The 14082-nt window shown below is 67.5% G+C and carries 14 protein-coding genes; 3 read left to right on the top strand and 11 right to left on the bottom strand.

Features of this window, described 5'->3' with window-relative positions; translation table 11 throughout:
• Positions 1-573 carry an MOSC domain-containing protein gene (locus ACHL_RS00540; protein ID WP_012630845.1) on the top strand — a complete coding sequence of 191 codons (573 nt, stop codon included), beginning with the start codon at positions 1-3 and terminating at the stop codon, positions 571-573.
• A gap of 140 nt (positions 574-713) precedes the next feature.
• Positions 714-1697, top strand: coding sequence for a trypsin-like serine peptidase (locus tag ACHL_RS00535; RefSeq protein WP_012630844.1), 984 nt, complete (start codon positions 714-716; stop codon positions 1695-1697).
• 238 nt (positions 1698-1935) lie between these two features.
• Here ACHL_RS00535 and ACHL_RS00530 read toward each other — a convergent pair whose 3' ends face one another.
• The 4 genes from ACHL_RS00530 to ACHL_RS00515 all read right to left on the bottom strand — a co-directional run bounded on the left by ACHL_RS00530 (position 1936) and on the right by ACHL_RS00515 (position 6361).
• Positions 1936-3111 (bottom strand): MFS transporter, encoded by a 1176-nt coding sequence (locus tag ACHL_RS00530; RefSeq protein WP_012630843.1) that lies wholly within the window; start codon positions 3109-3111, stop codon positions 1936-1938.
• Complete coding sequence (locus tag ACHL_RS00525; RefSeq protein ID WP_012630842.1) at positions 3108-3773, bottom strand: GntR family transcriptional regulator; 666 nt, start codon at positions 3771-3773, stop codon at positions 3108-3110. Before ACHL_RS00525 ends, ACHL_RS00530 begins: the two co-directional genes overlap by 4 nt.
• Positions 3774-4031: 258 nt before the next feature.
• Entirely contained in the window at positions 4032-5309 is a 1278-nt protein-coding gene (locus ACHL_RS00520) for an MFS transporter (protein ID WP_407681035.1), read from the bottom strand.
• Positions 5310-5503: 194 nt separating this feature from the next.
• A complete protein-coding gene (locus ACHL_RS00515) occupies positions 5504-6361 on the bottom strand; it encodes a LysR family transcriptional regulator (protein WP_012630840.1) in 858 nt (285 codons plus the stop codon).
• A gap of 69 nt (positions 6362-6430) precedes the next feature.
• Between ACHL_RS00515 and ACHL_RS00510 the strand changes: the two genes are divergently transcribed.
• A complete protein-coding gene (locus ACHL_RS00510) occupies positions 6431-7381 on the top strand; it encodes an EamA family transporter (protein ID WP_244266494.1) in 951 nt (316 codons plus the stop codon).
• 3 nt (positions 7382-7384) lie between these two features.
• On the opposite strand, the gene ACHL_RS00505 is transcribed toward ACHL_RS00510, so the two are convergent.
• The 7 genes from ACHL_RS00505 to ACHL_RS00475 all read right to left on the bottom strand — a co-directional run bounded on the left by ACHL_RS00505 (position 7385) and on the right by ACHL_RS00475 (position 14081).
• Positions 7385-8368 (bottom strand): cyclase family protein, encoded by a 984-nt coding sequence (locus ACHL_RS00505; protein WP_012630838.1) that lies wholly within the window; start codon positions 8366-8368, stop codon positions 7385-7387.
• Complete coding sequence (locus ACHL_RS00500) at positions 8365-8619, bottom strand: hypothetical protein (protein ID WP_012630837.1); 255 nt, start codon at positions 8617-8619, stop codon at positions 8365-8367. Before ACHL_RS00500 ends, ACHL_RS00505 begins: the two co-directional genes overlap by 4 nt.
• A gap of 10 nt (positions 8620-8629) precedes the next feature.
• On the bottom strand, positions 8630-9967 hold the full coding sequence (locus tag ACHL_RS00495; protein ID WP_012630836.1) for a TRAP transporter large permease subunit: 1338 nt from the start codon (positions 9965-9967) through the stop codon (positions 8630-8632).
• 79 nt (positions 9968-10046) lie between these two features.
• A complete protein-coding gene (locus ACHL_RS00490; protein ID WP_012630835.1) occupies positions 10047-10826 on the bottom strand; it encodes an NAD(P)-dependent oxidoreductase in 780 nt (259 codons plus the stop codon).
• A gap of 39 nt (positions 10827-10865) precedes the next feature.
• Positions 10866-11495 (bottom strand): RraA family protein, encoded by a 630-nt coding sequence (locus ACHL_RS00485; protein ID WP_012630834.1) that lies wholly within the window; start codon positions 11493-11495, stop codon positions 10866-10868.
• A 30-nt stretch (positions 11496-11525) separates the two neighbouring features.
• On the bottom strand, positions 11526-12527 hold the full coding sequence (locus ACHL_RS00480; RefSeq protein WP_012630833.1) for a tripartite tricarboxylate transporter substrate binding protein: 1002 nt from the start codon (positions 12525-12527) through the stop codon (positions 11526-11528).
• Between the two features lie 51 nt (positions 12528-12578).
• Positions 12579-14081 (bottom strand): tripartite tricarboxylate transporter permease, encoded by a 1503-nt coding sequence (locus ACHL_RS00475; protein WP_012630832.1) that lies wholly within the window; start codon positions 14079-14081, stop codon positions 12579-12581.
• Position 14082: the final 1 nt, after the last annotated feature.

Here is a 14082-nt window from a genome sequence, read left to right as displayed (position 1 = left end):
ATGGCCGAAAAGTTCCGGTACGACGTCGAGATCCTGCACCTGCTGGTGTCCCCCGCGCACGCCTACTTCGGCCGGGCGCGGGACGGAGCCGCTGACGTGCCCACCGCTGATGCCGAGGTTGCCGAGGTGGTGGCCGGCAAGGGCATCGTGGGTGACAGGTTCTTCGGCAAGGCCGCGCACATGGACGCCGCGGTGACCCTGTTCGCCGTCGAATCGCTGGAGGCCATCGCGGCCGGGCTGGGGGCCGGACCCTTCAATCCCCTCCTGACGCGGCGCAACGTGATCCTCCGCGGGGCGCAGCTGCCGCCTCTGCTGGGGCAGGACTTCACGCTGGAATCAGGCGGATCCTCCGTGTCCTTCTTTGGCGGCCGGCACGCCCAGCCGTGTGCGTGGATGAACGAAATGCTGGCGCCCGGGGCCCATCCGGCCATGCGGGGACGGGGCGGCATCCGCTGCCGGGCTGTCTCCGGCGGACAGCTGCACGCCGGACCGGCCGTGCTGGTCAGCCCGGTGCCGCTGGATCCGGCCAGGGCCGGGGAAGCCAGCGTTCTCCGGGCGTCCCGGCTGCCCTAAGTCCGGTTTTTTCTCATTACAGGTTTGTGCATTCATTAACCGATTGCAGAATTTTATTTACAACTTTGTCATACCGGGATAAGTTCTCTCCAGCGGACCACCCAACAGGTCCGCTTCACCCGAACCTACCGAGGACAGCTATGACATCAACCAGGACTCTGGCCACAAGCCTCATGAGCCTCACCACCGCAGCCCTGTTCGCCCTTTGCTCAGCTGGTCAGGCAACGGCGGCGCCCGCACAACCGGACAACAAGGATGTTGCCGGCGTCAGCAGCGCGGCAGTCACCGACACCAGCGGCGCCGACTACTGGACACCGGAACGCATGAAGTCGGCCATCCCGGCGGACGTTCTGGCAAAGAAGGCCGTGGACCGGCAGAAGGCCAGCCCGGCTGTCCTGCCGGAGCAGGCCAAGGGCCCGGAAACCAAGATCCAGGGCTCCGCACCCCAGATCCAGGCGAAGGCCAACGCCAGCGAAACTCCGGTGTCCCACATCGGCAAGGTGTTCTTCACCCTCGGCGGCACCAACTACGTCTGCTCGGCCAACTCGGTAGTGTCCACCAACCGCAACACCGTCTCCACCGCCGGCCACTGCCTCAATGAAGGCCCCGGAGCCTTCGCCACCAAATTCACGTTCGTTCCCGCCTACCTGAACGGCTCCGCACCCTACGGAAAGTGGACGGCCAAGGCTCTGTACGCCCCCACTCAGTGGAGCTCGTCCGGCAGCATGGAATATGACACGGGCTTTGCCGTGATGAGCCAGCTCAACGGCCGCAACCTGGCCGACGTCGTCGGGGCCTCCGGCGTGAGCTTCAATGCCGCCCGCGGCCTCGCCTACAAGGCATTCGGCTACCCGGCAGCGTCACCGTTCAACGGCGAATCACTGAAGAGCTGCTCCGGCACCGCCACCAACGATCCGTACAACCCCCAGTTCAACAGCCAGGGAATCCCCTGCAACATGACGGGCGGCTCCTCGGGCGGACCGTGGTTCATCGGCACCAGCTCCAGCGGCTACCAGAACTCGGTCAACAGCTACGGCTACGGCACCAACTCCACCAAGATGTACGGCCCGTACTGGGGTTCAGTGATCCAGCAGGCGTACAACACCGCGTCCTCAGCTTCCTAGGACGGACGGCGGGTCCCGGCACCGTCCGGGACCCGCCGTTTTGCGTTCAGGACGGACGACGGCGTCACGCACGGCACGCTTTCGGCCCGCCTCCGGTGCAAAACCCCGGAAACCCGGGGCTCCGGCGTCGTGCGTCCGGCAAAAGCATGCCCGGCGTGACGGCAAGCGGCGGCCCCCAAAGCGGAGGCCGCCGTCGTGCGTTCTCATCAAGCCTGCCCCGGCGTGACGCGGGCACGGGTCAGTCCAGTTTGACCCCGCGGAGCAGCACCATGCTCCCGCCCACCACCACCGCTGATGCGAGGAACACTCCTGCGGCCCCGAGGCCTGCCGCCACGACGCCGATGGCGCTCGGGAGCACCACCTGGCCCACGCGGTTTCCGGCGAGGCGCAGGGCGAGGGCCCGTCCGCGCTGACCGGCCGGTGCCTGCGACGACAGCCAAGACATGGTGAGCGGCTGGCCGATACCAAGGCCCAGCCCCAGCACAGCCATCACCACGAACAGCAGCCAGGCGGGCATGGGAATGGCCGCAGCGGCCAGGGCGGCCGTCGATAGCGCCAGGCTGGTGACCAGCAGCCGCATGCGGCCAATCCGCCGTGAAACCCGGCCCAGCAGGAGACGGGACACCATGGAGAATACTGCGCGGACGGTGAGCATTGCGCCGACGGTGGCCGCGGTGAGGCCCCGGTCCGTTCCGAGTGCGGGAAGGTAGACCATGGTCAGGTCCACCACGGCGAGGACCGTTGCGCTGGTGGCCAGGGCCCGGGCCACGCCGGGGGTCTTGAGCAGCGCGATGGCACTGCCCTTGCCCCCGTCCACTTCGCCGGCCTTCCTGGTGCCTCCGCTGACCTCGGCAGAGACCAGGAAGGTGTCAAGGAAAAGGACCGCGCTCATGACGACGGCCAGGAGGAAGATCATGTTAGTGTCCGGCTGGATCGAGTTGCCGCCCACCAGGGAAATTGCCAGCGGTCCCAGGGCCTGGCCCAGCGAGGCGGCAAACGTCAGGTATCCAAAAGCGGAGTCCATCCGGCTTGCCGCAGCGTTGTTCGCCACCACCGCCTGCTGTCCCACCACGCAAGCCAGCTGGCCGGCGCCCAGGAAGGCGGTTCCAATAACCAGGGCAGTGATGGACGAACCCCAGAACAGCAGGAACGCGGAGCAGGCAAGCACGACGCCGGACCCGATCGCCATGAGCCGCCGCTCACCCAGGCGGTCCACCAGTCCGCCCGTGGGAACCGCGAGGAGCAGGGGAAAGACTGCGTAGCTGGCCGCCAGAAGGCCCAAGGCAAAGCCCGGAACGTCCAGCTCCAGCGCACGGTAGGTGGCGGCCGGCCGCACCAGGAACGTGACGGCCTGGATCAGGGCTGAGTGCAGGAGCAGGGCGGTGGCCGAGCGCCGGCCGAGTTCTCCGATCATGAGCCGGCTCCGTTCTTGCCAGAGAGGGCGCGGACGGCGGCGTCGCGTGCGCCCATCACATGGTCAAAGGCCATTTTGGCTGCCTGCTCCGGGTCGCCGGTGGCAATTGCTTCAACCAGTGCCCGGTGCTGTGCCAGCGCCTGGTCCCGCCGCCTTTGGGTGCTGTTGGTGTAGTGCCGGTAGCGCTCCATCTGGCTGGACACCTGGTCGTGGAACCGCCCGGCCCACGAATTGCCGGCGATCACGGCGATCCTGGCGTGCAGGGCCATGCCCTGCCGCATGGCGTCGTCGGCAAACTCCACCAGCGCGGCGTTCCTGGCCAGGATCCCGTGGAGTTCGTCGAGGTCGGCGGGTGTCGCTTTCAGGCAGGCGTTCCGCGCCATGAGTGACTCCACGGCCGCGCGGACCTCGTACAGCTCCGAAATCTCTGCTTCGTCCAGCACCGGGACCACCACGCCGCCTGTGGGTTGCTGCTCCAGGAGATTCTCTGAGATCAGCCGCCTGATCGCCTCACGCAGCGGCGTCCTGCTGACCTGCAGGGCGGTGGCCATGGCCGGTTCGTAGATGCGCTCCCCGGGCTTCAGGTCGAGGCTGAGGATGCGCCGCTTCAGCTCGGCGTAGACAACGTGGGCGCCCGTGTTCCGGGCGGGAATTGCTGGCATGGTGGGACCTCCGCTTCTAAGCATACTTGTATACAACTATGCAGGCGTCCTGTTTCGGGCCACATCATGCGTGCAATCATGCGTGCGGGAGGCGGCAGAATCGGCGACAGCAGACAAAAAGGAGGGGACAGCCGGCGCGGTCTCCTCCCCGTGGACGGCACGCAAAGGAGGGGGCAGCACCATGCTGCCCCCTCCTTCGCGCCTGGCCCAGCGGCGCCGGCCCTTAAGGCTTTCCCGCCGCTGCGGCAGTCAGGCCTCTTAGGCCTTGTGAGCCTCCAGGTCCTCGAGCGACTTGCCCTTAGTGTCCGAGGACATCAGCGTGGCCACGGTGGCCACCAGGCAGATCACGAACGTGGTCAGCCCGATGGTGAGCGGCACGTTGGCGGTGCCCGGAGGGGCGATGGCCGTGAAGATGCTGGGGAAGAAGGACGCGATCATCAGGCCGATGTTCTGCGAGACGGCAAACCCGGTGACGCGGATGCGCATGGGGAACTGCTCCTGGAAGAACGTGGCGAAGGTGGCGTTCCACATCTGGAAGAAGATGCCCTGCACGATCACCACGGAGACGAACACCAGCGGCAGGCTGCCCTGTTCGATCGCCCACAGGTAACCGCCCACCATCACGCCGCCCAGCAGACCGCCACCGGCCATCAGCGTGCGGCGGCCGATCCGGTCGGACAGCGCACCGAAAAGCGGGATGGTCACGACGGCAGCGATGTTGGCCACCAGCGTGACCCACAGGAACTCGCTGCTGGAGAACCCGTTGCCGTAGCCCTTCTGGGTGGCATAGGAGACGCCGAAGATCAGGGTGGCCATGCCTATGACGTTCGCGAAGGTCATCAGGATGCACCGCACCAGGGCACCGGGGCGGGTCCGCAGCAGCTCCACTAACGGGAAGCGCTGCTTCTGCGCGGTGTCGCCGGATGTTGCAGCGTAGGCGGGCGGTTCCTGGACCCGGCGGCGGATGAAGTAGCCGGCAAAGATCACCACGGCGCTCAGCAGGAACGGGATGCGCCAGCCCCATGACGCAAACTGGTCCGCCGGGAGGGCCGCGGACAGCGGAAGCAAAACTGCGGTGGCCAGGATGGAGCCCACCTGGGTGCCCTGCAGGCTGAAGCTGGCGAAGAAGCCGCGCCTGGCATCCGGTGAGTGCTCCACGATCATTGCGCTGGCGCCGCCCAGTTCCCCGGCCACGGCGAAGCCCTGGATCAGGCGGAGGACCACCAGCAGGGCCGGAGCCAGGAGGCCCACCTGACCGTAGGTGGGGAGGAGCCCCACGGCGAAGGTGGCGAAGCCCATGAGCAGCATCGCGAAGACCAGCACGCTCTTGCGGCCCTTCCGGTCGCCGTAGGCGCCGAGGACCACGGCGCCGATGGGCCGGGACACGTAGCCCACCGCATAGGTGGCCAGCGAGGCGATAATGCCGACGGTGGGGTTCTCCGACGGGAAGAAGATGGTGGGGAATACCAGCGTGGCGGCCAGCGAGTACAGCGCAAAGTCGTAGTACTCAAGGGCGCTTCCGATCCACCCGCTCATCGCGGCCTTCTTGGGATCCCGCGGTCCGGACCCTGCCGCCCCGCTGGTGCGGACGGCGCCGGTGGTGGCGGCGCTGCTGTGGGTAGTGCTCATGTGCTTGTCCTTCGACTCCATTGGCAAAGAACCGGGAAGCCGGCGCTTTGAATCGATTCACAATCTTAGGACGTGACCCTCATTACGTCAATGGGCAAGCGTTATCCCAGGGCGTAGGCCGCACGCGCCAGGCGGATGAAATCAGCCACCGCGGGGGACGGATCGTCCCGCCATGACGCCAGGAAAACGTCGATCCGCGGGGCGTCGCGCACCGGCCGGTAGGCAATTCCCGGCCGGGGATTCTGCGCGGCCGTCGCCTCGGACGACATCCCCAGGGCCTTTCCCGTGGAGATCAGCGTCAGCCACTCGTCCACGCCCTGGACCAGCCGGAACCCGGCGGGGCGGGAGCCCTCAGGCCAGAGCTCCTCGCTGGTGGTCCCGGTGCGGCGGTCGACGGCGATGGTCCGGTCTGCGAAGTCGGCCATCCGCAGGAACCGCCGGCGGGAGAGGGGATCGCCGCTGGCCACCGCGGCGTACCGCGCCTCGGTTCCGATCGGCGTCGAGCTAAACCGGGCATCGGCGATGGAACGGCGCAGGACGGCAACATCGGCCGAGCCGTCGGCGAGGCCGCCGGACGGGGCGCTGGATTGGACCCACACCAGGGACACCTCGGGGTGGACCTCCTCCCACTGGCGCTGCAGCGCAATGGTGCGGCGGCCCAGCGCGGACCAGGCGTAGCTCACCCGCAGTTCGCTGCCATGGTCACGGGCCTCCCGCTCCAGCAGGGCCAGTTCGGCCAAGACGCTGCGGGCATGGGCAATGATCCGTTCACCCACCGGTGTGGGGGCGACGCTGCGCGTGGTCCGCTGCAGGATGCGAAGCCCCAGGGCGTGTTCCAGCGCCGCAATGGAACGTGAGACCGCTGCTTGGGAGGTGCCCAGCTCGATGGCGGCGTCCGTGAAGGTTTCGGCGTCTACGACGGCGACCAGAGCACGGAGATAGCGCAGCTCAACATTCATACGCTCATCGTATAGAAGGTGCGGCGCATGCATTTCTCAGGGCACCGGGCGCGGCCGGACACTGTGGGGATGGACGCTTCTTTGCTGCATGGCGAGGGGAAAACCCGCGGTGCGACCGGCACCCCTGGCGGGCCGCCGTCGTCGTTAGTGCGTGGCCTGCTGACCATGACCGGTGCAGGGCTCAGCAACCAGATCGGCGCCGGAATCGGTGCCCATGCCTTCCCGGTGATCGGACCGGCAGGGGTGGTGGCCGTGCGCCAGCTCGTGGCAGCGGCCGTGCTGGTCCCCGCGGCCCGGCCGCCGTTCCACCGCTTTACGTGGCGGCAGTGGTGGCCGGTCCTCCTGCTGGGCGCGGCCACGGCCCTGATGAACATCTGCCTGTACGTTGCCATCGACAGGATTGGGCTGGGGCTGGCGGTCACGCTGGAATTCCTGGGTCCGCTGGCGGTGGCGCTGCTGTCCTCACGGAGCCGCTGGGACCTGCTGTGCGGGATTGCCGCCGGCGTGGGCGTGTACGTCCTCGTGATGCCGGGGCCCGCGAGCGACCTGGCCGGGATCGTCATTGGCCTGGGCGGCGCGGCGGGCTGGGCGGCGTACATACTCTTGAACCGCGTGGCGGGCCAGCGGCTCCCCGGCCTGCAGGCTCCGGCAGCCGCCAGCCTTGTTTCGCTGGCGCTGTACGTGCCGGTGGCCATCCACCTGCTCGCCAGCGGCCGCTTCACCGGACAATCCCTGGCGTACGCCGCCGCGGCCGGAATCCTGTGCTCGGTGGTTCCCTACGCTGCCGACCTGATATCCCTCCGCTTCGTTCCTGCCGGCTTTTTCGGGGTGTACATGAGCATCAACCCGATCCTGGCGGCACTGTCCGGAATTGTGGTGCTGGGCCAGGTGCTGGTGCTCCACGAATGGCTGGGTATCGCACTGATTGTCTCAGCGAATGCCACGGCGATCTGGCTCGCGGGACGGCGTGGCCGGATTCCCGGTCGGACCGGGCAGCTGGTCAGCACCCGGCGGAACTGAAGCTCACAGGATGGCCGTGGCGTTGGCGGGCGAGCCCGTTCCTCCGGTGATGTTCAGCGGTTTGATGCTGATGAACGCGTCCCACTGGCCGGTGCTGCGCATGTGCCGGGCAAGCGGGCCCAGGCGCCACAGCTCACCCAGGGGCATGCCCAGCTTGGCAAGGAGTTGCTGGTGCATCATGCCGTGATCGTTGAACGCAGAGTCACGGTAGGGGCTGTCCGGGACCGCGGGCAGGCATTCGAGGGCGAAGTTGTCCGCTGCGAGCAGTGCCAGGCGGTGGTCCCAGGCCCACGCCACGAAGTCCTGCGACTGGGCGATTCCCGTGGCCTTCCTGCTGTCGCGCACTTTCTGCTTTTCCGCCGTCAGCAGGTCCAGGAACCATTCGCACCATCCCGTGTGCAGCAGCAGGATGTCGCCTGGGCGGAGGGTGGCGGACTGCGCTTCAAGGGCCGCGTTAATGAGATCGAGGCGCAGCGGCTCCCCTGCCGCGTGGTCGATCGGCGCGCCCCGGGCGGTGCGGTAGCCATCGAGGTCCACCAGCACCGCACGGCCAACGATCGGTTCGTCAGCCCATTCCTGGATGCCCAGGTCCGGGGTTCCCTCCACCACGCGGTCATCGGCGGTGCCGTTGTAGAACCCCACATCATCTGCCCGGCGGTGCCGGAGGCCGTCCACCTGGCTGGACCCCTGAAGGTAGTAGCCGTCCAGGAAATCGTCCCGATGTGCCGGGTGGGAGGAGTAGATGGTGTGCCGGGGCGCCCCACGCTTCAGGGACATTCCGGGGTCGAAGGCGTCCGCCGGGTAGTCGAGGCCAAAGACGGTTCCGCTGCGTATGCATTCCCGGGCATGAAGCAGAGACTCGGGGGTGATGAACGACGGCGTTCCTCGGGTTGGGCGCGGAAAGAGGCCCCAGGAGGTCCCGGCAAGGCTGCCCTCGCGTTGCAGGAGCCCGGCAAAGTCCGGATACATGCCGTCAAGGGAATTCATCGCGCGTCCGCCCTTTGGAACTGTTCCTGCGGCTGCCGGCGCTTGTAGCTCAGCAGGAACCCTGCCACGGCGCAGATGGACGCGGCGATGCAGATACGAGTCTTGATGGTCTCATTCAGCAGCGTGAGCCATTGGCCCTGGCCCGCTACCAGCGCAACGGCTTGGCCAAGTACGAAGAGGATGCCGCCGGCCAGCAGTACCGCCAGTGTCAGGACGAAGAGGACTTCGATGGCCCTTCGGAAGGAGTGCATGAATACTTCCCTAGATTGGCAGGATGCCGAGGATGATCAGGACGCCGATGCCCAGCAGCGGCAGGGCGTAATGGGTCAGGAGGCGGGCAAATGTTCTGAGCGGGTCAACGTCCGCGATGCCGCAGGCCACGTACAGCGGGGCGCCGCCGGGCGGGACGGCCGCTTCGCAGGACGAGAACACCAGGACGGCCACGGCAGCGGTGGTGGCCGGGACACCGGCGGCGACGAGCGATGCCACACCCACCGTTCCCACGGCGGCCATTGTGGCGGTGGCGGACAGCGGCGCCGCCACCGCGATGATGATCAGGCCGATCAGGATGGCCAGCAGCCACAGCGGCAGGTTCATCCCGTTCAGGAGGGTGGTCATCTGCTTGGGCAGCCCAGTGGCGGCCAGCGCGTTGGCCCCGGCGAACGCGAACACCACGGTGACGCCCACGATGCCGAACCGCGGTGCCGACTCCTGCAGGAGGTTCCACCAGCCCCTGCCGCTGCCCGGCAGGTTTTTCCGGCCGAGTAGGAGGCCAGTGATGATCAGGACCACCGGGATCCAGACGATGACGCTGACGGATTTGGTGACGTCACCACCGGTCCAGTCGGACAGGCCCTTGGCCAGCGCCCCCGTGGTGATCACCAGCGGGATGGCCACCACCACGAACAGCAGCAGCGTGGCCCAGCCGCGGCCGAACGCCGAGCGAATACTCAGCCGGTGCGCGGCGTCGAGCGGCGTCATCCCGCTCTTGCGGACCAGCAGCCAGGTGACCACCAGGCGGTGCAGGAAGCACCAGAGGCCGCCGAAGAGCAGGGGCAGGACCAGTGCGTTGATGTCCAGCAGCGGCCCCACCGTAGCCGAACCCACCAGGACGAACATCGAGGCGCTGAACGGGAAGGTGATGCCCATGCCGGCGTTGCCCGCCACCAGCGTGGCCGCGGACGGCTTGTCCAGCTTGGACTTTTCCATCCAGGGAATGGTCACCGAGCCCACCGTGGCGGCAATGGCGGCCTGGTTGTGCACCACACCGCCGAGGCCCGCGGAGGCCACCGTGGAAACCCATGCCGGACCGCCCTTGACCCCGCCGATCAGCGAGTTCAGCAGGTCGATCAGCCGGTCCAGGACGCCGGCCTTGTCCAGCAGGTAGCCCATGAAGACGAACGCCATGGTGGCGTAGACAATCTCGTCGGTGATGGCGTCGTACAGGGCATCCCAGCCGACGGCCGCGGCAGCGGCGCCGGTGAAGGGCAGTACGGCCAGGAAGCCCAGGATCATGGCCTCCCCCACGCTGCGCTTGACCACGGTGGTCCAGAGCAGGATGACGGCAAGGTAGGCGCCGAGTGCCCAGATGCCGATCATGCTGCTGCTCCTGATGGCCGGATGCCGGTTGGTGTGGAAATCACGTGTTACCCGTTCCTGATTGTGCCTGACTGCGCGGTCAGCGCAAGGCCGGTTCGGTGGCCTGCGCCATGCGGGCCAGGGCGGTGGCCGAGGCGGTGGTCATCTCTGCGGGGACGCCAAGGTCAGACAGGTAGCTGGCGGTGTCCTGCATTTCCTTCGACCGGCGGACCGCGTGCTTGGCGCTGCCGGTAAGGAACCGGTCGATGACGGCCTGGCCGTCACCGGCCAGCTGCCCCGCGATCTGGCCGCGGATCCAGTCCTCCAGTCCGGCCGCCCTGCCGGCGGTGACGGCTTCCACCACCACGGAGGCCAGGCCCTTCATGAGGACGCTGCGCAGCAGCTTGTGGGCCATCGCAGCCCCGGGCTCGCCGTCCGCGATTTCCACCTGCACGCCCAAGGGGACGAGCAGGTCGGCAACGGCCCGGGCGCCGGGACCGCTCACCATCAGCGGGGTCTTCTCCCCCAGCGCTGAGACGGGACCAAGGATGGCGACGTCGGCGAACGCGGCCTGGGAGGGCAGCTGCCCGAGCTCCTGCATGGCGCCCGGCGACGAGGACGTGAAGTCCGCGTAGACGCTGCCGGGGTCGAGCACCGGCAGGCACTCCCCGGCCACGCTGCGGGCGGCCGCGGCGCCGGTCATAACCAGCACAATGTCTGCTCCGGCGCATGCCTCGGCTGCTGTTGCGGCCCGGGTGACACCTGCCGGGGTGGTAGGGGCCACCGGGTCGAAGCCGGTGACCTTGTGGCCGGCCGCGGTCAGTGCCGCAGCGTAGGTGGCTCCGGCTTCACCGAGGCCGATGACGGTGCACGCTGTCATGGGTTGCTCTGTTCTTTCTGGTGGCGTTCGGGTGGTGGTTCAGTTCCGGGCTGCGACGATCGCCTGGCGGCGGTTGGTTTCGTCTGCGAAGACCGCTTCGGCAGCTTCGGCGACGGCGGCGGCATGCTCCCGGGGGATCACCACCACGCCGTCCGAGTCGCCCACGATCACGTCGCCGGGGAGGACCGGGACGCCGCCGAAGGCGACGGCGGTTCCCAGCCTGAACGGGCCGTCCTTGTAGGGACCGGCAGGCGAAGTAGCCCTGGCGAAGACGGGCATGCCAATCTCACCCAGCGCCTCGGCGTCGCGCGCTGCTCCGTCCAGGACGAAGCCGGCCACGCCGAGGTTGATGGCCCGCTCGCCGATCAGCTCGCCGAGGAGGGCGCGGGATTCGTCGCCGCCTCCGGCCACCACAATGACGTCCCCGGGACGGACCTGCTGGAGGGCGGCATGGATGCCCTTGTTGTCGCCCGGGCGGGTCCACACGGTGAACGCCGGCCCGGCAAGCTTTGCGCCCGGCCAGACGGCCTGGATGGCCGAATCCGCTACGCCAAGCCGGTCCATGGCATCGCCGATGTTGGCTGCGGGCAGCTTGGCAAGCCGTTCGATGGTGTCCCGGTCGGGGCGCGCAAAGTCCGCGCTGGTGGCGTCAATGGCTGGAGTTGTCATGATGGGTCTTTCCGTTCAGGGCGGGCAGGGTCAGTCTTTTTTCTGGACCAGCGGCAGGACTTCCTTGAAGTCCTCTTCCTGGCCGGCCCAGAACGTCTTGTAGTCGGCACCGTTGAGGTAGCTGGTCTGCAGGCCCAGGTCCTGCATCTTCTTCACCACGGCGGGGTCCTCGATGGCTTTCTGGATGGCGGCTTCGAGCTTTGTGGCAACGTCCTCAGGCAGGCCAGCGGGTGCTGAGTAGCCGCGGGCGGTGCCAGCGGTCAAGTCGTAGCCGGATTCCTTGAACGTGGGGATGTCCGGCAGGGAGGGTGCGCGCTCTGCGGACATGACGCCGAGGACGCGGGCCTTGCCCTGCTTGCTGAGGTCGTTCACGTCGCTGACGTTGGCCACGAGGACGTCCACATGCTTGCCAAGGAACGCAGTGGTGGCCTGCGAGGCACCCTCCGAGAAGTGGACCGGAGCGAATTCCGCGCCCGTGTTTTCCTGCAGCTGCGCCAGGGCAAAGTGTTCGCCGGTCTGGAGTCCGGTGGTGCTGGCGGTCATGGACTTCGGGTTGGCCTTGGCGGCATCCACCAGGTCCTTGATGGTCTTGTAGGGGCTGTCCGGCTGGACGGCGATGACGGTGGGATCGATGACTTGGCGGCCCAGCGGCTGGAAGCTTTCGCGGGTGTACTTGGCGCCGCGGGAGGGATCCAGGGGCGAGACCACTACCGACGGCGATCCGGTGGCGCCGATGGTGTAGCCGTCCGGCTTGGCGCTGGTGAGCTGGGTGTAGCCGATCTGGCCGCCGGCGCCGGGCTTGTTAATGACCTCCACGTTGGTGCCGAGTTCGTTTTCGAGGACCGGCTGGATGAGCCGGGCGGCAGTGTCCACTGCGCCGCCGGAGCCGAAAGCGACGATGATGTCGATCGATTTGCCCTTCTTCGGGAAATCGCCGGCGGCTCCGGTGGCTCCGGGGTTGGCACCGCAGCCGGTGAGTCCGATCAGGGATGCCGCGGCGAGGGCGGCGGCGAGGCGCATACGGGTCTTCATGGTTCTTCTCCTTTGAAGGTGGGGATTCGGGTGCAAGGGGGAATGCGGGGTTTAGGTTTCGGGGTCTTCGTTCAGGGCCTTGGGCTTGCGGAGCTTGAGCAGCGGGCTGAAGATGATCAGCAGTCCGAGCCCGATCAGCACCGCTGAGATGGGCCGGCTGGTGAAGATGCTGAAGTCACCCTGGGAGATTTCGAGGGACTCGCGCAGCGACCGCTCCATCAGCGGGCCGAGGACCAGCGTGAGCACCATGGGCGCCAGCGGGATGTCCAGGTGCCGGAGGGCCAGGCCCAGGAGGCCGAAGCCGATCATTACGAAGACATCGAAGACGCTGAAGTTGATGGTGTAGGCGCCAATCACCATGAACAGCAGGATCAGGGCGGTAAGGATCGACGACGGGACGCGGAGGATGGAGGTCCAGAGCCCCACCAGCGGGACGTTAAGCAGGAGCAGGATCAGGTTGCCGATGAAGAGGCTGGCAATGATGGCCCAGGCGATTTCGGAGTTCTCCGTGAAGAGGGTGGGCCCCGGGGTAAGTCCCTGCTGCAGGAACGCGCCCATCAGGACAGCGATGGTGGGTGAGGCCGGGATGCCGAGGGTGAACAGCGGGATGAGGGCCGCGTTGGCGTGGGCGTTGTTGGCCGTTTCCGGACCTGCAACACCTTCAATGGCACCCTTGCCGAGTTCGTGCCGGTTACGGGAGAACTTCTTTTCCGCGCCGTAGGACAGCAGCGAGGAGACGGAGCCGGTCATGCCCGGGATGAGGCCCAGGCCAAAACCGATACCTGTGCCGCGGGCCATGGCCGGGGCGCTGCGGAGCCATTCCTTGCCGGTGGGCAGCAGCGAGCGCAGGTTGGGTGCGTGCACCGCCGCAGGCTGGTCGCCCTTGCGGTAGGACAGGAGTTCGGAGAGGCCGAAGACGCCCACGATCACTGCCACGAAGCTGACGCCGTCCAGGAGCCGGTCCATGCCGAAGGTAAAGCGCGGCGCACCTGCCACGGGGTCGATGCCCACCATGGAGATCAGCAGGCCCAGGGCGCCGGAGATGACGGCTTTGACCATGGATTTTCCGGCGAGGGCCACCAGGAGCGAGATGCCCACCACCATCAGGGCGAAGAATTCCGGCGGCCCCACCAGCAGGCCGAGTTCACCCAGCGGTTTGGCCGCGGCCACCAGGCCGATGGTGGCGATGGTGCCGCCCACGAAGGACCCGACGGCGGCGATGGTCAGGGCGGCGCCTGCCTTGCCGATCTTGGTCATGGCGTAGCCGTCGATGGTGGTGATGGCGGAGGCTGCTTCGCCGGGGGTATTCAGCAGCACGCTGGTGATGGTTCCCCCGTAGGCGGTGCCGTAGAAGATGGCGCAGAGCATGATGATGGCGCCGGTGGCGTCCATGTTCAGGGTGAGCGGGATGAGCAGGGCGACGCCGGCCACGGGGCCGATGCCCGGCAGCACGCCGATGATGGTGCCCAGCAGGCAGCCGAGGAAGGCGAACAGCAGGTTCTGCCAGGTCATGGCGGCCGCGAAGCCGTTGAGGAGTTCGTTGAGGGTATCCACG

It is taken from the genome of Pseudarthrobacter chlorophenolicus A6, assembly GCF_000022025.1.
Lineage (GTDB): Bacteria > Actinomycetota > Actinomycetes > Actinomycetales > Micrococcaceae > Arthrobacter > Arthrobacter chlorophenolicus.
Note: the sequence above shows the minus strand (reverse complement) of the source record. Positions and strands in the feature narration are given on the sequence as shown.